Origin of the sequence: Winogradskyella vidalii (assembly GCF_013403955.1) — a bacterium.
Classification (GTDB): Bacteria; Bacteroidota; Bacteroidia; order Flavobacteriales; family Flavobacteriaceae; genus Winogradskyella; species Winogradskyella vidalii.
Window position 1 is genome coordinate 261,733 of sequence record NZ_JABFDG010000001.1, and the last position, 20,904, is coordinate 282,636.

The 20,904-nt window shown below is 35.3% G+C and carries 12 protein-coding genes; 4 read left to right on the top strand and 8 right to left on the bottom strand.

Features of this window, described 5'->3' with window-relative positions:
• The first annotated feature begins 32 nt into the window (after window positions 1–32).
• The 4 genes from HM982_RS01090 (at window position 33) to HM982_RS01105 (ending at window position 8,392) form a co-directional block, all read left to right on the top strand.
• Window positions 33–2,585 carry a right-handed parallel beta-helix repeat-containing protein gene (locus tag HM982_RS01090; RefSeq protein WP_179351281.1) on the top strand — a complete coding sequence of 851 codons (2,553 nt, stop codon included), beginning with the start codon at window positions 33–35 and terminating at the stop codon, window positions 2,583–2,585.
• A complete protein-coding gene (locus HM982_RS01095) occupies window positions 2,575–4,203 on the top strand; it encodes a glycoside hydrolase family protein (protein ID WP_218849746.1) in 1,629 nt (542 codons plus the stop codon). The genes HM982_RS01090 and HM982_RS01095 overlap by 11 nt, the downstream gene beginning before the upstream one ends.
• A gap of 30 nt (window positions 4,204–4,233) precedes the next feature.
• On the top strand, window positions 4,234–7,050 hold the full coding sequence (locus tag HM982_RS01100) for a chitobiase/beta-hexosaminidase C-terminal domain-containing protein (protein WP_179351282.1): 2,817 nt from the start codon (window positions 4,234–4,236) through the stop codon (window positions 7,048–7,050).
• A 190-nt stretch (window positions 7,051–7,240) separates the two neighbouring features.
• Complete coding sequence (locus HM982_RS01105) at window positions 7,241–8,392, top strand: adenylyltransferase/cytidyltransferase family protein (protein ID WP_179351283.1); 1,152 nt, start codon at window positions 7,241–7,243, stop codon at window positions 8,390–8,392.
• A 76-nt stretch (window positions 8,393–8,468) separates the two neighbouring features.
• Here HM982_RS01105 and HM982_RS01110 read toward each other — a convergent pair whose 3' ends face one another.
• From HM982_RS01110 to HM982_RS01145, 8 genes are all read right to left on the bottom strand, one after another.
• Window positions 8,469–9,665: a putative glycoside hydrolase gene (locus HM982_RS01110; RefSeq protein ID WP_179351284.1), complete on the bottom strand. Its 1,197-nt coding sequence runs from the start codon at window positions 9,663–9,665 to the stop codon at window positions 8,469–8,471.
• 39 nt (window positions 9,666–9,704) lie between these two features.
• Window positions 9,705–11,234, bottom strand: a complete 1,530-nt coding sequence (locus tag HM982_RS01115) for a sulfatase family protein (protein WP_179351285.1) — start codon at window positions 11,232–11,234, stop codon at window positions 9,705–9,707.
• 69 nt (window positions 11,235–11,303) lie between these two features.
• On the bottom strand, window positions 11,304–12,452 hold the full coding sequence (locus HM982_RS01120) for an alpha/beta hydrolase (RefSeq protein WP_179351286.1): 1,149 nt from the start codon (window positions 12,450–12,452) through the stop codon (window positions 11,304–11,306).
• Between the two features lie 15 nt (window positions 12,453–12,467).
• Complete coding sequence (locus HM982_RS01125) at window positions 12,468–13,964, bottom strand: sulfatase family protein (RefSeq protein WP_179351287.1); 1,497 nt, start codon at window positions 13,962–13,964, stop codon at window positions 12,468–12,470.
• Window positions 13,965–13,996: 32 nt separating this feature from the next.
• A complete protein-coding gene (locus HM982_RS01130; RefSeq protein WP_218849747.1) occupies window positions 13,997–15,604 on the bottom strand; it encodes a sulfatase family protein in 1,608 nt (535 codons plus the stop codon).
• 8 nt (window positions 15,605–15,612) lie between these two features.
• Entirely contained in the window at window positions 15,613–17,388 is a 1,776-nt protein-coding gene (locus HM982_RS01135) for an alpha-L-fucosidase (protein ID WP_179351288.1), read from the bottom strand.
• A 117-nt stretch (window positions 17,389–17,505) separates the two neighbouring features.
• Window positions 17,506–18,984 (bottom strand): arylsulfatase, encoded by a 1,479-nt coding sequence (locus HM982_RS01140; RefSeq protein WP_218849748.1) that lies wholly within the window; start codon window positions 18,982–18,984, stop codon window positions 17,506–17,508.
• 28 nt (window positions 18,985–19,012) lie between these two features.
• Window positions 19,013–20,896, bottom strand: coding sequence for a sulfatase (locus HM982_RS01145; protein WP_179351289.1), 1,884 nt, complete (start codon window positions 20,894–20,896; stop codon window positions 19,013–19,015).
• Window positions 20,897–20,904 lie beyond the last annotated feature (8 nt).

The window sequence follows — 20,904 nt, forward strand, 5'->3', positions numbered from 1 at the left end:
GATTAAATAGGAATAAAAAAATATCTAAACGAATGAAAAACTTAATTACCTTATTATTAATCTTATCTATTGTACCAATGTATGCACTAGATATCCATGTCGCTACAAATGGTTCAGATGCTAATGAAGGAACGGCATCTAAGCCTTTGTTAACTATTGAAGCTGCTCAGAAAAAATTAAGAGCTAGTGGACGTTTAGGTAAAGAACCTTGTCAAATCATAATTCATCAAGGCACTTATAGATTAAACACGCCTCTAAGGATTACGACAGAAGATAGTGGTAGTGAGCAATTCCCTGTCATGTATGCTGCAGCTAAAAATGAAGAGGTCGTTGTTACCGGAGCCCAATTAATTTCCTCTAAATGGGAATTATTTAAGGATGGCATCTATAGAACTAACGTTGGTGATTTAAATGCTATCGATCAACTTTTTGTAGATCATACCAGACAACATATGGCTAGGTATCCAAATTTTAACGCTGGATTTATACCTACAGGTGGTGATGATTCTGTACGTGGTAAAAAAGCAGGAACAGTTCCTTTTTCAGGAGCGACGCCAGATGCTTGGGATGCTAAAAAAGCGGCAGAATGGGAAAATCCTGAAGGCGCCATCTTAAATGGAATGCACAGAGGGCTTTGGGGAAGTCAGCATTATTTTGTGACGGGTAAAAACGATAAAGGAGAATTGGTTTACGAAGGTGGTTGGCAAAACAACCGATCTGCTCCGCCTCACAAAGGGTATCGCATGATAGAAAACGTTTTTGAAGAATTAGATGTTCCGGGGGAATGGTATCATAATACTAAGGACGGTTGGTTATATTATATGCCAGAAGCCCATGTAAATCTTAACAATACAAAAATTGAAGCCGTTCTTCAAATTAAACACCTTATTGAGATTTATGGAGAGCATAAACTACCTGTTGCAGAAATGGTTATTCTCAAAAGTGGTAATGCACAAAAAGAAACCGTTGTTAAAAATTACGAAACGACTAAGCCAGTAAAACATATTCAGATTTCTGGTATTCACTTTACGGGAACAAAAAGAACCTTAAAAGAAACCATTGAGCCTTTACTCAGAAGCGATTGGTGTGTATATCGTGGAGGTGCTATTCATATTCGTGGCACGGAGAATATTATTGTTGAAAATTGTTCATTCGAAGAATTGGGAGGAAACGCTGTATTTATTGATAGTTATAATCGTCATATAGAAATTAAAAGCAACTTTTTTCAGAATAATGGTTCTACGGATGTGAACTTGGTTGGTTCCTTTGCTGCGGTTCGTGATCCTTCATTTAGTTTTCAACATCTTCCACCACCAATAGATGAAATAGACACTACAATTGGTCCAAAATCTGAAGAATATCCAGCAGATTGTATAGTTGAAAATAATTTAATGATGCGTTGTGGACGTTTTGAAAAGCAAGCCTCAGGAATTAATATTTCTATGTCATCAAGAATTACAATTGCTCACAATACTATTAGTCATACACCAAGAGCGGCCATTAATATTTGTGATGGAACTTGGGGAGGTCATATTATAGAATGGAATGATTGTTTTGAAACCGTATTAGAGACGCATGATCATGGCGCTTTTAATTCCTGGGGAAGAGATCGTTTTTGGTTTAGAGCTGGCCCATCAGGACCAGATTTAATGGATGAGAATGGAAAGCCTATGATTAGTAATTATATAGAAAAGTATCCGAATATGCCTTTATGGGATGCGTATCAAACAACTACAATTAGAAATAACAGAATGCAATGCGATCATGGTTGGGATATCGATTTAGATGATGGTTCCACTAATTATGAAATCTATAATAATATCAGTCTTTCAGGTGGTATTAAAACACGTGAAGGCTATCATCGTAATGTTACTAATAATGTAATCTTAGGTAGAGGATACACCTGTAATGTACCATACCCTAAACCAACGCACGATATTTTTGAAAGTAACATTTTATGGGGTGGAACAGTATACAAATCTAGTAATCCAACGCTTTGGGGAGGCATACGCAATAAAAATTTCATTCACAATCCAGATGCTAAAGATGTCGTTCCTGCTTATGGAGTACAGCAGCAAACATTGGATGATGCAGAAAGTCTCTATGGAAATGTTCTTTTTGAAGCGCCTCAACATGGCGATTTTACAGTTTCAAATCAATCAGCAGCATTACAACTTGGATTTAAAAACTTTCCGATGACGGGTTTTGGTGTTACTTCAGATAAATTGAAGCGTTTAGCGATGAAACCACAAATACATGCACCAAAAGAGGTAGCATCCAATGTGTATGTGGAGAAAAAGATGAAAGGATTATTTGGAGCTAAGTTTAAAACGCTTGAAACAGAAGCCGAACTTACAGCAACGGGAATGTTTGACACCTATGGTGTTTTATTGGTTTCTGTTCCTAAGGATAGTAAATTGGCTAAAATGGGATTTAAAGTGGATGATGTTGTATTTGAATTAAATTCGGAAAAAATAGCAAATGAACAAGATTTTATTAAAAACATGAAGCAATTAGCGAACCATGAACATACCGTGAAAGTATGGAGACATCAAGAATCAAAAACATTTTCTTTTGAAAAATAAATCATATAATTCATCTAAAAATATCATGAAAACAAACCATAGAACACAAGTAAATAAAGGCTTATTTCTGTCACTTACATTTTTATTATTTACAGCAAGCGGAATGCTACACGCACAAGATACTTGGACCCTTGAGTCTCAAGAAGACTGGCAAGCGAATATAGCTACAAAATCAAATTTGGAAATCACCAATGGAAAAGTAATTCCTACTGAAAAGGAAGCCGTATTCCAAAGCGCCATGAAAAAGTTTACAAAAAAAAGAGCTGCAAAATCCATTACGTTTTCTCAATCAACAGAATGGTTAAATTGGGAACAAATCCCTACTGCAGCACCAGCAAACTTAGGTGATGCTCCTGTCGCATTACAGTTAGGAGATGGAAATTACTGGATGTTTGGTAAATATGATACTCGAAAGAATAATAAACGACCGAATGATTTTAAAAGTAAGGATACCATCTTAAAAGGTTATGATGTGGTACTAAAAACCACACATCTTAAAAATCAATTTGATGCTCCATCAGGATTAAAAAAATCGCTAAAGGGCTATCATGCTTGGCATAGTATCGATATGAAAAACTGGGTGCATTATGGACCTATATCAGACATGTCTTCACGTTGGGTAACTTCTGCAGAATATATTGATGGAAAATTTTATTTTTATTACGATTTTCCAAACGATCAAGATCCGCATTTACTTATTGATGAAAACTTAACTGATGGTCTTGTTGGGAAAAAGATGGGCATGGCTTTTAAGGATCCTTCAGATGGTTCTGATTGTGCAGTCATTAGAGATTTAGATGGTAATTTTCATATTATAGCTGAAGATTGGTCGCCTATTGATGCTTCTACGCATGCTTGGGATTCGCCCTTAGCAACGCATGCTGTAAGTAAAGATGGTTTTAATGATTTTAAAATTTTAAATCCTCCTGTAGATGAACGCACCAAACCAACTGGTAAATTTGCGGAATATGCACATCCACATTGGTTTAAGGAAGATCCTGATAACTATCCTGGAAAAGCGTCACCTGTTGATATTCCGAGACAAAGAATCAAAAAAGGAGACGTCGTTGCTTTTGGTAAATACGAAATCCATGAGCCAGAACAAAATTCTTTTGGAGATTGGGCTTCTATTGCTATTGGTGGTCAATATTATTTATTTGCAGATTATGATCCAGCAGGTAAGACAGGTGGTAAACACATGAGTGTTGCTTGGTTTACGTCTGATGATATTAATAAACAATTTGAATTTTGTGGAAATATAGGTCAAGGCCATCCAGATCCAGATATCATGTTTGCAGAAGGTAAATATTACTTGCTTACGCAAACTAGAAACGATTATGTAAGTACTGGTCCTTGGGTAGAAACCGTAGAAGTGCGCATGGGAGTGGACACTACCAATGACGGACAAATTAATGAGTGGAGTGACTGGCAGGTTGTAAAAGAACAGTATGATTATATAAAAGGTTTTTCTAAGCAGGTTGAAAAAACACCAGCACAGTTGAATTTTTCTGACTTACCTAAAGGATATGGTTTTCAATTTGAGGTTAAAATGACGGATACTACAGAAAATGAATCAAAACCAATTTTAGATAAGGTAGTTGTGTCGTTTAAGAAATAAAAAATTAAAACCGAATTTAAGTTTCATAAGATGATAAAAAATATATTAATAGTTCTTGCCGTATTGTTAATAACAGGAAACACTTTTGCGAAAGATATTTATGTGTCTCCTACAGGAAAAGACACTAATTCCGGAACAAAAAACAGTCCTTTTTTAAGTTTTGAAAAAGCCTTACTAGAGGTGAAAAAATATGCAGGTAACGAAGCCGTTACGGTCTGGTTTACTTCTGGAGAATATTATCTTAATAAAACCATTGAGATAGGTAATGCTTATTCTGGAACGGAAAAATATCCCGTTGTATTTTCAGCTATACCTGGAGCAAAAGTAATTATCAAAGGCTCTCAGCGATTAGAGCATCTAGAATGGAAAACCTATAAAAATGGTATTTATCAAGCGCAAGTTCCTGAAGGCATGTCTATGGATCAATTATTTGTTAATGAAGAACGCCAAGTGAGAGCACGATTCCCTAATTATGATTATGAGAATCCACTTCGTGACGGGAAAGGATACCTTCAAGTCACAGGTGGTACAGATAAGCGTTATGATAAATGGTTTTCCTATGACCCTGAAACTTTTTCATATAAAACATGGGAGCATCCAGAAACAGGAATTGTGCATGGTTTCCAAAGTCATAATTGGGGAAATATGCAGTACAGACTTAAATCAATTAATAAAGAACAAAATAAAATTTTTCTTAACGAAGGTGGTTGGCAACTTCAAAGAACACATGGTATTGGAGGGAAAAAAAGTCATGCGTCTTACTATTTTGTTGAAAATATTTTTGAAGAACTAGATGTTCCTGGGGAATGGTTTTTAAATACAGAAACTAATACGCTTTACTATTATCCGATGCAAGGCGTAAAATTAAGTGACGTTAAAATTGAAGTTCCAGTTATAAAAGATATGATTCAGTTGAAGGGCACTAAAGAAGCTCCTGTAAAACATATTCAGTTTAAAGGATTCAATTTTACACAAACCAACTACACGTTTATGGAGTCTTATGAGCCTGTAGCTCGCGGAGATTGGGCTATTCATAGAGGTGGTGCTATTTTTATGGAAGGTACAGAAAACCTGTTAATTGCAGATTGTAATTTTGAATATGTAGGTGGTAATGGTGTATTTATGAGTGCTTACAATCGTAATAATAAAGTAAGCGGTTGTAGATTTGTACACACCGGAGAAAGTGCGGTTTGCTTTGTTGGTTCGCCGGAAGCTGTTCGGTTTTATCAAACTTGGGATGACAGATTAATGGATGGCAAGAATTGGAATGAAATGCGTGAAAATATGGACTTAGAAGCTGGTCCTAAAACCCCAGATTATCCAAAGAATTGCGTTGTAGAAAATAGTATCATGCACGACTTTGGTGACGTTGGTAAACAAGTGGCAGGCGTTTACATTTCTATGAGTCATAAAATAACAGCGTCTCACAATACCATTTACAATTGTCCACGTGCAGGCATATGTATTAATGATGGTACTTGGGGAGGACACCTTATCGAATTTAATGATATATGGGAAACGGTAAGAGAAACAGGAGAGCATGGCCCTTTTAATTCTTGGGGACGAGAAAGACAATGGAAAGGTGGTAGAGGAACCAATGAGCACTTTATAAAGGAATTAACAAGATTGGATGCTATTGACAACACAATTTTACGAAATAACAAAATAGCCAATTATAGAAAATCTATTAGTGCAGGAAATTGGACGATTGATTTAGATGATGGTTCTAGTTACTATGAGATCTATAACAATTTAAATTTAGGTTCTACCATTAAACTAAGAGATGGCATGGGACGAAAGGTTTTTAACAACATAACCGTAAGTGCGGTTCCTTTAGGTTGGCATGTATGGCCAAAAAATTCCGAAGATGAAATTTTTAACAATATTTTTGTGATTGCTGGAACTTTACCTGGAAAAACGACGCCTACAAATAACTTTATACGTGAAGTTGCTTTACCAACCGATGTTAAATGGAGTACCAATTACGATAAAAACCTGTATTGGAATGTTAATAATCCTGAAGATTTTAATATGACACAAGATATGAATATGGAGGAATGGAATAGGAGAGGGTATGACCTAAGTTCTATTGTGGCCAATCCTAATTTTGTGGATCCAATAAACGGCAATTATCAAGTGCAAGAGAACTCACCAGCGTTAAAATTAGGTTTTAAGAATTTTCCAATGGATGAATTTGGTCATCAGATGACACGTATTTTGCCTTTTGGAGGAGATTTTGAAAATGAGCTTGAAGTTAGTTTAGAAGCAGATATTAGAGCCCCAAAAGGTTCTAAGGTTTATTTTACCACAGATGGTTCAGAACCAAATTTGAATTCAGCAATATATTCATCACCATTTAAAATAAAGAACACTACGGTAATTAAGGCAAGAACTTTTAATGCAAACGGCATTGCAATAGGATTTACTGCAGAAGCCGTCTTTAATAACGTAAAAACAGTTACATATCCAAGTTGGTTAAGCACCTTAATTGCTGGTGAATTTAAGGCAGATAGTAGCAATCAGGATAAAATTACAAAATCTAGAAAAGCACTTGAAAAAGAAATACATGGCGCTTTGTTGATTAATATTGCAGACGATCCAGATTTAATAGATGCCACAGGTGGCTATAATTTTGGCTGTTATATTAAGTCTTTGGATCCTAAAAAAGGACAAATGTGGTTAGATGGTGGACTCGATAAAGATTGGGTGATTCAAAAATTAAACAAGCATAAGGTTTCAAATATTGCACATTTACAAAAGTTCCTTAAAACATATTCGGGCCAAACCGTAACGATTACTGCGGTGAGAGATTATGGTACTAAGGTATTTGAGGTAAGCATTCCTTAAGTGTATATGTATTATTACAAATAATATGTAATAAAAAGACTGCTAAAAGGTGTATCAGAATTCAATAATCAGATTTTTTAAGGATTAATCTTTATTTATCAAAAAATGTATGAAATTTGGAGACTAGTATAGTTAGGTGCTTTAAAACCTATTATTTTCTAGATTCACATCTCATAATATAGATTAAAGAATGACTAAAAAAGTATTTGTTTCAGGATGTTTTGATATGTTGCATAGTGGACATGTTGCCTTTTTTAAAGAAGCGGCAACGTATGGCGATTTATATGTAGGGATAGGTTCAGACGCGACAATAGAAAAATTGAAAGGGCGTAAAACCATTACGTCAGAACAAGAACGACTTTACATGATTGATTCTATAAAGTATGTAAAAGAGGTTTTCGTTAATAGTAGCTCTGGAATTTTAGATTTTAAAGAGGAATTGGAACAATTAAAACCAGATCTCTTTGTGGTGAATGAAGATGGTTTTTCATCTATGAAAGAAGAGCTTTGTAATACTTTAGGGATTGAATTAAAAATTTTAAAACGGGTTCCTGACGCAGATCTACCTCCCCGCTCAACCACTGCCATTAGAACGACAGGGAATTGTTCATTACCATATAGAATAGATTTAGCAGGTACATGGATAGATCAGCCATACGTTTCTAAGTATCACCCTGGATGGGCTATAACCTTATCTTTAGAGCCAATCATCGAATATAATGAACGCTGTGGTATGTCTACATCAACAAGAAATGCGGCAAAAAAAATATGGCCACATTACTTGCCTTTTGATAAACCAGAAAAATTAGCTGAAATACTTTTTAAATTTGAAAATACTCCTGGTTCAGCATTAATTTCAGGCGCGCAAGATGCTATAGGCATATGTATGCCTGGCGTAGTTAGACATCATTACGATAATGGGTATTGGCCAACAAAATTCGAATCCATTCATTCTGAATCTACGCTTTCATGGTTAGAAGATCATCTTTGTATGGTGCTGCTTTGGCCAAGAGCACAAGAGCTAGACCTGTTAAAAGAAACCGATATAAATGAAACCAATGTAAAATCGCTTTCTGATTCTGCAGATAAGGTATGGGACGCCATTAAAAGTGAAGATTTGGAAAAATTTGCTGAAGGATTTTTAGAATCATTTGAAGCACAAACTAAAATGTTTCCTGCAATGGTGGATCCGAAAATAAAGGCAGAGATTGATAAATATAAAGACAAAGCAATGGGATGGAAATTAGCTGGTGCTGGCGGAGGTGGCTATTTAATATTGGTCTCTGAAAAACCAATAGAAGGTACTATGCGCGTTAATATTCGTAGAAAAGAAGTTTTGTAAATAATTTTGACCACATTACTTTTTTATAAAAATAGATACTTACTTCTAAAATTGAAATTCTATTACTATAATTTTTTTAATGCCAAGTTATCTTAGCTTGTCTAGTTTCAGTATTAACCCAAACGGAAGCATGTTCAAACTCGCGGGTAAACTCCCAACCTGTCGTTGAGGTTCTATGGTATGCACCTTTAGGTGCGCCTAATGGTTTTTGCAATTCTGGATAATCCATTAAAGAACCATGAGCCAATTGCCACCCCCAACCATATTGAAAATATGAATATGGCTGTGCACCAATTAAGTAGCAAGCGTGATAAAACTCTAATTTCTCTTTAGAAAGTTTTGAAAAACGTTCATTTCTAAATTTTCCTTTGTAAAATGAAGGGTCTGAAACAGCTACGCTGTCATACTCTACACCAATTCTAAATATGGACATTTTTCCGGCTTTAGAAATTCTAAGCATATCTTCCCAATCCTTCAATAGTTTTTCTTTAGTTAATAAGTCATTTCCATAATGTTCAAACATATTGGCATCTATAGAAGGTAAAACATGTCGTGCCAATTTAGCATTTGCATTATTACCTAATAATATTTTATCAGGACCTAATCTTTCCTTTAAAGCTTTCATCATAGTTCCCATGGCTATTTGAACGTCTTGGGCTTTATCTTGGCGTAACCATGAAAAACCATGCATTTGGTCTATAAAAGCACCATCGGCACCAGAAAACGCAACGCCTTCTGCTACCGTATTTACCCACCATTCTTGAAAATCAGAATTTAAAACATCAAAATAAAAAACGTTTTCTCGCTCCTCTAATGCTTTGGTTTCAGGTTTTTCTATTAAAAACGCCTTAAGCTTTGGATAATTATTAATATTTTCATGCGTAAAATTCTCATTATATGATGTAAATGGCCATGCATAAGCCGAATTAAAATAGAAAAGCACTTTCATATCTGGCTTTAACTTTTTAAAAGCTGCTACCTCATGCTTTGCTCCTAATTCTGCAGCACCTAATTGTCCTTGTCCATGAGATTTTTCAATACAAATAAAATCTGTGCGTTCTGCAATATGGTTGACCTCTTCTGGGTGTAACACTCTTATTGGGTCACCAAACATATAATACATTGGGGTCGTTTTCCAATTAAATTTGGGATAAAATGGTTTTGTTTCAAAAGTACTACCATCACTTATTTTATAAGGAGTTTGAACTGTTGCACATGAACAAAACAATAAAAAGAAGGACAATACGCTGTTGATAACAAAACTGCTTTTCATTAAAAAAATATTTTGTTGTTTATGTAATAATTAAGATTATTAATTTTTTGCTTTCTTTTTATTTTTTGCTTTCTTACTACCATTAACAGCTTTTTTTTTCCATAAAATAATATCATCTATATCATTTTTAGAAAACTCCCCTTTGGTACTTCTTCCTGTTTTTATATCTAATTCCAATTGCTTTAAAAGTTGTTCCGCAATTTCAGGACGTGTTGTATATAAGTTTGTAGTCTCGGCAGGATCATTTTCCATATCATATAATTGCGCAACAGGCATAGTATCTAATGTAGAATCATCTTCTTTAGGAGTACTCCAGCCTCCTGATCCTCTAGCTAATAACAGCTTCCATTTTCCTAATCTATACCCAAAATGACCACTAATAGAATGATGAATAACACCAGCTCTAGTACTATTGATAGCTTCCCCGTATAATGCCGGTAAAAAACTCACACTATCTTCACCACTTTTGCTTGGCATAGCAACATCTGTTATTTCGGAGAACGTAGCGAAAATATCGGTTAAGCAAATTAAATCATTGTTTGTGGTGTTAGGTTCTATGTTATTGGGCCATTTTACAATAAATGGTATGCGATGGCCACCATCCCATAAATCGGATTTTGAACCACGGTAGCCTGCACTTACGAGATGTCCTTTTTTTGCAAGTCCTTTGATATTTGCAGCTTTAGAAGCACCGTTGTCACTAGTAAATATCACCAATGTATTTTCGGTAAATCCATTAGCTTCAAGAGCATCAGTTATAGCGCCTACGGTGGCATCAGTTTGCATTACAAAATCGGCATAATTACCAAGTCCACTTTTTCCTTGCCATTCTTTTGAAGGTACAATTGGTGTATGCGGGGATCCTAAAGGCACATATAAGAAAAAAGGTTTTTCGTCTTTATTTTTTGCTTGATTGTTAATATACTCTACCGATTTAGTTGTTAAACGAGGTAACATATTAATTACATCGTCATGACTAATTACTTTGTCATTTTCTATAACTGCTTTCATACTCCCCGCGTGGTGAAAACCATGATAATAATCAAATCCTCTATGAATTGGTCCATCTGGTATCGTTGCACCTACAGGTGGTAAGTTTCTCCCTTTTTTGCGAATAGTTGTTTGAGTAATAGAATCAATATATTGAAAATTTAAATGCCATTTTCCAATGATAGCTGTATGATACCCTTGGTCTTTAAGAAAGTTTCCTATTGTAGGTCGGTCTTCTTTAATTAAATTGGGTTTAAAACCAGATACAACGCCACGTTGTAATGTTGTTCTCCAACTATAGCGTCCGGTCATAATACCATATCGCGTAGGTGTACAAACAGATGCTCCAGAATGTGCATCCGTAAATGTCATCCCTTCTTGGTTTAATTGATCTATTTGAGGGGTTTTAATTTTACTAGTTTCTGGTGCTAAACTTTGTACATCACCATAGCCTAAATCATCACAGACTATCAGGACAATATTAGGTTTCTTTGCATTTTTTTGGGCATTAGAAGACCAAGTAAAGATGCTTAATAGTAAAACAATTAATCTAAGGCTATTAAGTTTTTGTTTTTTCATGGTTATATTAATTTAGTATTGTTGTGAAATAAAATTTTTTAAAGGAATTTTTATAGTATTGTATTCCGTTTATTTTAAATATGAATTAAAATAGTCTATTGTTGTTTTGATTATCGATTCTCTTGTTGGATTAATGTCAGCTCCAACTTTTCGCCAATTATGACCTGCATTTTTTACAATTAATGTGGTTACAGGTGCGCCAATTTTATTCGCTTTTTCTGCCATATAATAAGCATGCTTTACTGGGATGGTAGTGTCTTGGTTGCCTTGGATCATTAATAACGGAGCGCTGTTTTTATCTAAATAATTAATCGGACTCATTTCCTTATACAGGGCTAATTTATCTTTAGGTTTGGTATCTGGTTTTGTTATTCTAGCACCAAATCGATCTTTAAAATTTGGGCTATCATCATGATTGAATAAACTGATATCTTCAAAATCGCAAGGACCATACCACGAGACTCCAGCGACCATGTTATACCTGTAAGGAGCCAAATCAGGATCGCCTTTAAGAGTTTCTGGAGCACTTAATAATAGCATTTGGGAAATATGACCACCAGCAGAATCTCCAAAGGAGAAAAACCGATTGGCATCAATGCCTAATGTTTCACTGTGTTTAGACAAATAACGCATAGCATCTTTACTGTCTATTACGCAATCTCGCATGGTCGTAGTTCCGTCTTTTTTCCAAAGTCTGTAACTCACGGATACCACACAAAATCCTTTTTCTAAAAGTGCTGTATGCACAGTTTTAAAAGACGCATTTGCTGCGCCGTGTCGGCTACCTGCTGCCCAGCCACCTCCATGTGTGTATATCACTACGGGTAATTTCTCTCCTTCCTTTGACGATTTAGGATAATAAATATCTAAGTATAAATCCTCTTCTTCGGTAACTTTATAAAGCACATTTAACTTTCTTTTTCCTTCTGTTTTCAAGTACGGAACTTGCTTTTTAGCCGAAAATTCTTCATAGCTAATGAGGGCATCTCCGTTACTATCCAATAATTTATTTAAATTTTTCCATAGACGTTTGTTGTCATCCTCTGTAAATTCCCCGTCTTTGTTTTCATCTAATCTTTCCCAAGTTTTGTTAATGTAAACATCGCGATACGCTCCGTTGGATTGATCCTCTGATTGCGCAAATCCATGTAAAAAAGGAAATGTGATACCTAGAATTACTAATGAAACATTAAAATTAAATTTTCTAAATCTTGTCATAACTCTGATGTATTCCTATTTATTACTATACCCTTGACTTTTATAGGTCTCTAAAAGTTGTTCTAATTCTGCTACAACTTCAGGATGTTCGTTATAGAGATTATTCTTTTCTTCAGGATCATTAATCATATCATATAAAGTCCCAGGAGCTTCGTTAGGTTTTGGTTCTATAGACCTTGGCTTTGTAAAACCACCGGAACCTAATTCGGGAGTGTATTTCCATTTGCCTTTTCTAATGGAGAACACACCAAACATTGAATGATGCACAACGGCTACTCTAATTGGTGTCTCTATTTTAGATGTATAAGCAGGCCAAAGATTGTAACTGTCTTCAGCTCCTTTTTCTACGTTAGGTTGATTTAATATACCAGATAAGGTCGCAAACAAATCTGTTGTACACATGAGTTGATTCGATTCCAATCCTGCAGGAATGACACCTGGCCACTGTGCAATGTATGGCACGCGATGACCTCCTTCGTAAATATCGGCTTTTTGACCTTGGTATATATAATTGGCACGATGCGCAAATTTTTCTTTATCTCTTTCGGTCCAATTAGAGCCGTTATCAGAAGTCACAATAATTAAGGTGTTATCTAGTTGTCCAGATTTTTCTAAGGCAGTAACCACTGCACCTACAGCATCATCTACCATGGTTACAAAATCACCATAATCGCCTGCTTCAGATTTACCTACAGCATCACCTATTGGTAACCAAGGTGTATGAGGTGCTGTTAACGCAAAATAAAGGAAGAAAGGTTGGTCTGTATTTTTTTGATCATCAATAAAAGAAACCGATTTTTTTGTAAAATTGTCTAAGACTTGATCAAAAACAAAATTTGGTGCTTTTTCCCCTGGCCTCCAACTAAGACCGCGACCCTTTCTTTTTACGTTTGTATATGCTGTAGGTAATTCAACAGCTTTTCCATTTTCGATATATAAGTAAGGAGGGATGTCTAATGATGCAGGAATGATATATGAATAGTCAAAGCCTAAATAACTAGGGTCTTTTATGGGTTTACTAAAATCGACATTACTAACTCCGTCTTTTGCTTTTATAGTCTTATCTCCTTCTTTTGGTTGCATATCTAAGCCTATGTGCCATTTTCCAATACATGCTGTTGTATAGCCATTATTTTTAAGATAAGAAGCTACTGTTGGCCTGCTTTCTTCTATTAAAGCAGGTTTGTAACCGTTTAAAACCCCTTTTTTTAATGTGCTTCTCCAGGCATAACGTCCTGTAATGATACCATATCGCGTAGGAGTACAGACAGAAGAATTTGTGTGTGCATCTGTAAAATGAACGCCTTCTGATAGCATTTTATCCATGTGTGGCGTTTGAATTCCGGATTCTGGATTTAATGACGACAAGTCGCCATATCCCATATCATCGGCCAAAATATATACAATATTTGGAGTCGTATTTTTAGTCGTAACATCTTGTTTTTCAATAGTGGTTTGGGCCTTACAAGAGGTTATAAAAGCTAAGATGAAAAGGAATCGTAATATGTTCATTCGTTCTTTTAATATAATTATTGTGGCTTAAATTATTTTTTTAAAGCAAACTTTGCTTGAGGCCATTCTCCTGAAATAGCATCGTTTTTTTGAACTTTTCCAGGTGTACTTCTGCCATTTTGTATGTGTTGGATTAGAATTGCTTTTAATTCCTTAACCTTTTCAGGGAATTGATCGGCAACGTTATTTCTCTCTTTAACGTCCTTTTTTAAATTGTATAGAATTTCTTCCGCAGTAACTTCTTTATGTGTTTTTGTTTCTCCAGAGGCCATAATACCTGAGTTTGGAGATACAATTAATTTCCAATCTCCTTTTCTAATCGCAAAAACACCATACTTGTCATGATGAATAGTGGCATCTCTTAAATAATCGCCTTCATTGGTTAATAAAGGCATCATGCTAAAACTATCTTCTGCCTCATTATCCTTAAAATCATAATCGATAATGTCTGCACATGTTGCCATAAAATCTGTAGTACATATGGTGGCTTCTGAAACCGAATTTGGTTTTATTTTTCCTGGCCATTTCACTAAAAATGGGACTCTGTGACCGCCTTCTAAATAACTTCCTTTATAACCACTATAAATATAACTTGGACTGTGTTTTTCCTTTTTTAAAGTTTTTAAATCGTTAGTAGTAGCATAACCGTTATCACTTGTAAAGATGACTAATGTGTTTTCGTCAATGCCTTGTGCTTTTAGTGTTTCAAAAATACGACCCATTAAATCATCTATCATGATTACAAAATCGGCATAAGGACTTTTAATGTCGCTTTGACCTTTCCATGGTGCAATTGGTAACACGGGATTATGTGGAGAAGGCAAAGGAATGTACATAAAAAAAGGTTGGTCTTTATTGGCATTTTCCTTAATGAAAGCAATAGACTTATCTACAACATTTGGTAGTACGTCTTCATGTTTAAAATCATCAGCAATAGCGCCTTTTATCCAACTACTAAAAGGATATTCCTTTCTACTTCGCTCTGTTATTCCTGTTGGTACCATGGTGGCCTTATTATTTTCGATATAAACAAAAGGCGGCATATTTAAAGATGCTGAAATCATATATGAATAATCGAAGCCCATATCATTAGGTCCAAACTTTAAAGGTTGACTATAATCAATAGCCTTAAAATTTAAACGATCTGATGTGTCTGAAAAATGATCAAACTCTTTGCTGTTGTTTTTCATCGTCCAGTTTAAACCCAAATGCCATTTTCCAATACTTGCTGTTTTATAGCCTTTATTTTTTAGCATCTGTGCCACTGTTAATCTGTTTTTCTGAATTAAACTAGGTGAATTTCCCCAAGTCACAAATTCTTTTAAAGGCGTACGCCAATTGTATCTTCCAGTTAAGATGCCGTATCGTGTTGGTGTACATACCGAAGAAGAGGTATGTGCATCTGTAAACTGCATGCCTTCTTTACCCATTTGATCTAAATGAGGGGTTTGAATTTTACTGTTTTCGTTATAAATACTTAAATCACCAATGCCCAAATCATCGGCCAAAATGTATATGATATTTGGCTTTTGGGGTTTTGGTTCTTCTGTAGTTTCATTATTATCAAAACTGGTAAGCATAAAAAGTGATGCCAATAATAAGCTACTAATTATAAGTATTTCAGTTATTTTAGTTTTCATAATTTTATTTAATTATTTTTTAAAGTTACTTCTATAACGTAACCAAGTGCGTCTTTAGGTACTCCTGTTATTGTGGTTTGTAATCCGTTTTTATTCTGATTCCAACTAAGGATCTTATCGCTTCCTAATAGTTTTACCTGTTCAATATCTCCTTCACCTTTTTTTAGTGATTTTATTAAGATATCTCCTTCTGTTTGGGTGAGTGAAATAGCATAAACTTTATGTTCTTTAGCAGTAAACCAAAAATCTTTAGATGTAAAATCTCTTTTGAAACCTTTGGCAGCTCTATGACCTGTACCCTCTAATAATGTTTCTTCTTGTCCTTCGTTTGGTATTTTCCAACGGGTTGTTCCATAGACAGCATCTGCATTTTGATGAATCCATTTTCCCATCTCACGTAGGTTTTCTGCACTAGTTTCTGGCACGTATCCTTTTCCGTCAGGACCAATATTCAATAAATAGTTTCCACCTTTAGATAGAATATCGACAAAGTAGTAGAGTAGTTCTTTTGGACTTTTCCAGTCTTCATCATAGGATTTATAACCCCAAGAATTATTCGTAGTACCACAAGTTTCCCAATACTTTTCTAGGGTTTCTGAAGCCGAAGGAATCTTATTATCTCCTGCATCTAAATAATCACCAAATGCATACCCCACTCTTCGGTTAACTAAAACGTTTGGATTGTTATCATAAACGAGTTTATAAAACTCAAAGGCTTGTGCTTCTGTAGTAAAACCTGTGCCATCAAACCAAATTAAACGCAGTTCAGGTAACATGGTTAGTAATTCTTTTATTTGTGGATAGGCTTTGTTTTCCAGATATGATTCATGTGTGTTTTCACTTGGATCCCATAAATTTTTACCATTTGGGTGTGTATAAATCCCTAAAGAATCGTTTATTTTTTTAATGTTCTTGTAATTCCCATCGGCGCCATCCATCCAATCATTACCATGAGAATAGTAGACTCCGAAATCTATACCTTCTTCTAAACAGGCATTGTAAAGTTCTTTTACGATGTCTGCTTTGTAAGGCGTAGCGTCAACTATATCAAATTCAGAATGTTTAGAATTAAATAAGGCAAAGCCATCATGATGTTTTGAAGTAATGACGATGTATTTCATACCAACATCCTTAGCTAATTTTACTACATTTTGAGCAAAGGATTTATCTGGGTTAAAGGTTTTTGCTAATGCTCTATAGTCTTCTCTAGGAATTTGAAACGCATACATCAACCACTCCGCAACTTTTGGTCCTGGATGCGGTGCGTTGTTAATTTTAGTGCCTTTCCAAATGCCTCCAGCTTGTGAGTATAATCCCCAATGAATAAACATGCCGAGTTTGGCTTCTTTAAACCGTTTTAATGCTTCTTGTTTTTCCTTGGATTGGTGCATGGCTAACCATTCTTGATGATACTTACCAGAACCAATAGGTTTTTTAAAATGCGGAATGAATCTAAGGCTTTTAAAATCGGCATCAGTCGTTATAGAAAGTGTCTGTTTTTCTGTTTTTTTTAATGGGATTATGTTTTTGAATTCTGAAACAATTTCATTTCCATTTATAACATAGTTTTTTGATAAGGATGCTTCAAATTCTTGTCCTTCTAGTTTTACTGTTGCGGTTTTATTATCTGTAAAGGAAGTATCTTTAGTCACTACTTGTAGCACATATTCGGAAGGGTTTTTTACTTCAAAACTCCAAGAAAATGTATGTCCTTCTTTAGTTGCATTTGTTTTATTTAGAACAATCCAATTATTAGTTAGGTTGAATGGTTGTTTAGTTGACATGGTCGTCTCTACCTTTTGTTTACAGGATACGCTAATTAAAAATAGCATGCAGACAAGAGTATAGATTCTAAATTTATTACAATACGAAGGGATTATTATATTCATTTGAGGTAATTTTTAATCTATTTTAGGATTCCATTCTAAAATTCCTTGTGCTTCTAATTGCTCATAATATTTGGTGTGAAGCGGTTGTTGTTTTACGCGCTTTCTATTTTCGTTTATCATAAGTGGCATAGAGGTAGACCACCAGTTGTTATAAGGTTGTTGAAATTTGGCCATCACATCAGGATGTTCTGAAGCCACATTTTCGCGCTCTCCAGGATCCTTACTAATATCGTATAATTCTTCGTTATTGATGAACCGCCATCGCTGACTTCTAACTGCCATTTTAGTGTATTTGGCTTCGTTGACCATTCCAGTTTTCCAGCGCCCACAGTGTGTAAATAGTAAACGGTCTTCCCAAGTTGTTGCTGTATTTTCTAATAAAGGGATTAATGACAAGCCTTCTAAAGGCTGCATTGTTTCTGGTAGCTTAGCTCCAGTTAATTCCGCAAAGGTCGGGTATAAATCTAAGTGTGCTGTAAGCTGGTTTATGTCTTTGCCTTCGGTTAAAACACCTTTCCAATACAAGAAAAGTGGGACGTGATCTCCACCTTCGTAAGGTGAATTTTTTCCACCTTTTAAACCGGCATTAAAATGCCTTACGTTTTCCCCATTTAAAGTGCCTCTTAAATGTGTGGCGCCATTATCTGTGGTAAAAATGACTAGCGTATTGTCTAAGGCATCCCATTCTTTAAGTTTGCGCATCAATCTTCCAAAGTTGTCATCGATGTTTTCAATCATGCCATATCTACTCGCTGTCCCGTCATCATAGCCTAATTCCAAAAAACGTTTTTTGTAGGCTTCAGGTGCAACTAATGGTGCATGAGGTGCGTTAAGAGATAGGTAAGTGAAGTATGGTGTTTCCGTTGTAATCTGTTCTTTCGTCCAGGCTAAAGCAGCATCGAAAAACACATCCGTACAAAAGCCTTTGGTTTTTACAATAGTTTCATTGTGAAGTAAAACATTATTAAAATAAACATTGTCTTTATTCGGTGGGAAATCTCCTAAACTTACTTGGCCAATACCACCACCTCCATGCATTAAAACTTCGTTAAACCCTCTATTCTGTGGTAAATAATCATCAGCATCTCCTAAATGCCATTTCCCAAAAAGTCCGGTTTTGTAGCCTGCAGATTGCAAGGCTTGAGGCAGCGTGTACACATTCAAAGCCATGCGTTCGCGCTCTAGAATGGTATGGGTAACCCCAACTCTAAATTCATGACGCCCACTTAGTATAGCAGCGCGTGTTGGAGCGCAAGTAGGACTTACATGGTATTCTGTAAATCGTGTTGATTTTTCATAGAAAGCATCAATATTTGGCGTCTTTACAACCTCATTTCCCATGCACGACAAATCGCCCATGCCTTGGTCATCCGTCATTACAAAGATGATATTGGGCCTGCTATTTTTTAACGTATTAGTACTTTCTTGGGCATAGCCCATTTGAAAAAAAAATAGGAAACACAAACAAAAGTTGGTAACTGTATTTTTCACGATTCCTATTTTTATCTTCAACATTTAATTACTTAACTTTATGAAATTCACCTTTTACCATAAATCGATTCTCATCGATTAAAATAATACCGTATTCTTTTGCTTCCTTTGGAACTGTAAAGGTGTATTCTAAATTATTGCTTCCAACTGCAACAGGGACTTTGATATACGTAGATTTTACTTTACTTTTCTTACCTTTTTTATTAGCCTTAGCCTTGTCTGAGATTTTTACAAGCGCATAGCTTTCAATCACATTCGATTTTCCTTTTTCTAATTGAATTGCAACTTGATGAGATTTAGCATCAAAAACATCATTCACAATAACCGGAATAGCTGATACTCCATCTTCGGTTTTAAATTTAGAAGGGTCTTTATAAGGCAATTTGGCATCATAGTCTTTCAGATAGTTTTCTAATTTTGAAGCTAAGGCTTTCGTGATTTCTGGCTCTTCTTTGGCAATATCATTCTGTTCTTCTAAATCATAGCGCTTCCCATCTTTATACAAACGATGCAATACATAATTACCAGTGATAAAGTTTTTATATAATTTATAGTCGCCAGATCGTATAGCAGATTGATTTTTAGTCTCGTCGCCGTAAGGGTAATGCCACCATAAATCTTCTCGAGGTTTTCCATTATTATCTTTAACCTCACTTTCATTATTCAATAAGACACCTGAAACATCCAAACCATCTAAATCTGAACGATAGTTAGCAGGAATTTTACTATTGGTAAGGTTTAAAATGGTTGGGAAATAATCTAACTGATTGACTAATACATTTTTCGTTTCGCCTTTAGGAATATTTGGTCCCGATATAAGCATTGGGACTCTAATACCGCCTTCTTCTGAATATTTTTTTCCCTTGTCTAAAGGGGCATTATCCGACATCACTTCTGCTTTACGAGTTTCCGCTCCACCATTATCTGAAGAAAAAATGATGTAGGTGGTCTCGTATAATTTTTTACCTGGATTTCTAGGGTCATCTGTTTTCTTTAATAAATCTATCACACGACCTAAACTCCAATCTAAGGTGGTTACCATAGCCCCAAAATAAGGGTTATTCTGACCTTCTTTAGTCCATTCAGTATCTACTTCAGGAAGTTCTACGCCTAATTTATCACAATAATAGTCTAGTAATTCACGATTTTTTGTGTGAATAGGGTAGTGTACCATCCAATGTGCTAAATATAAAAAGAAAGGTTCTTCTTTATTGTTTTGTATGAATTCTAGTGCATTTTCAGTCACCGGATCTGTTGGATATGAAATGCCTTTAGGCGATTCCTTAGTGAAAGGGAAATACTTTTCTTCACTTAAGCGATAAGCATCATTTTTATCATGAGTTGCAAAAGCTGTTAAGCGAGTATTAGGTTTTTTTGGTCCTTGATGCGCTCCTCTAGACTCATGTGCAAAATCAAAACCTTGATTGGTTGATTTTTGAATTTGAAGCGCTCCGGCATGCCATTTTCCAACATGTCCTGTTTTGTAGCCATTCATTTTTAACGCTTCTGCAATGGTAAAGTTTTCAGGCATTAATCCTTCAGGAAAATAGGGATTCATATATTTTTCATTTCTCTGAGCCTTAGGAATGCCTCCGCCGCTCACATTAGTGATTCCTGTTTTAGCAGGATGTAATCCACTTAAAAGTGCAGATCGCGAAGGCGCACAAGTTGGTGCTGGTGAATACCCATTGGTAAAGTTGATGGCATCTTTTGCTAACGCTGTAATGTTTGGTGTATCCCAAGCACATGGTTCGTCTAAATCGTTTAATTGTACATCTTGCCAACCCAAATCATCAGCATAAAATATGATAACATTAGGTTTTATTAATTTGTCTTTTTCCTGACTAGTTACATCGTTCGAAGAAAAAAATGCTAGTAATACTAGGATTATGAATGTGTTGTTAGTTTTCATTATTTATT

Bases quoted from the DNA above. Each gene is read 5' to 3' on its own strand.
- HM982_RS01090 (WP_179351281.1), top strand. From the start codon at position 33: ATGAAAAACTTAATTACCTTATTATTAATCTTATCTATTGTACCAATG.
- HM982_RS01100 (WP_179351282.1), top strand. From the start codon at position 4,234: ATGATAAAAAATATATTAATAGTTCTTGCCGTATTGTTAATAACAGGA.
- HM982_RS01105 (WP_179351283.1), top strand. From the start codon at position 7,241: ATGACTAAAAAAGTATTTGTTTCAGGATGTTTTGATATGTTGCATAGT.
- HM982_RS01110 (WP_179351284.1), bottom strand. From the start codon at position 9,665: ATGAAAAGCAGTTTTGTTATCAACAGCGTATTGTCCTTCTTTTTATTG.
- HM982_RS01115 (WP_179351285.1), bottom strand. From the start codon at position 11,234: ATGAAAAAACAAAAACTTAATAGCCTTAGATTAATTGTTTTACTATTA.
- HM982_RS01120 (WP_179351286.1), bottom strand. From the start codon at position 12,452: ATGACAAGATTTAGAAAATTTAATTTTAATGTTTCATTAGTAATTCTA.
- HM982_RS01125 (WP_179351287.1), bottom strand. From the start codon at position 13,964: ATGAACATATTACGATTCCTTTTCATCTTAGCTTTTATAACCTCTTGT.
- HM982_RS01130 (WP_218849747.1), bottom strand. From the start codon at position 15,604: ATGAAAACTAAAATAACTGAAATACTTATAATTAGTAGCTTATTATTG.
- HM982_RS01135 (WP_179351288.1), bottom strand. From the start codon at position 17,388: ATGTCAACTAAACAACCATTCAACCTAACTAATAATTGGATTGTTCTA.
- HM982_RS01145 (WP_179351289.1), bottom strand. From the start codon at position 20,896: ATGAAAACTAACAACACATTCATAATCCTAGTATTACTAGCATTTTTT.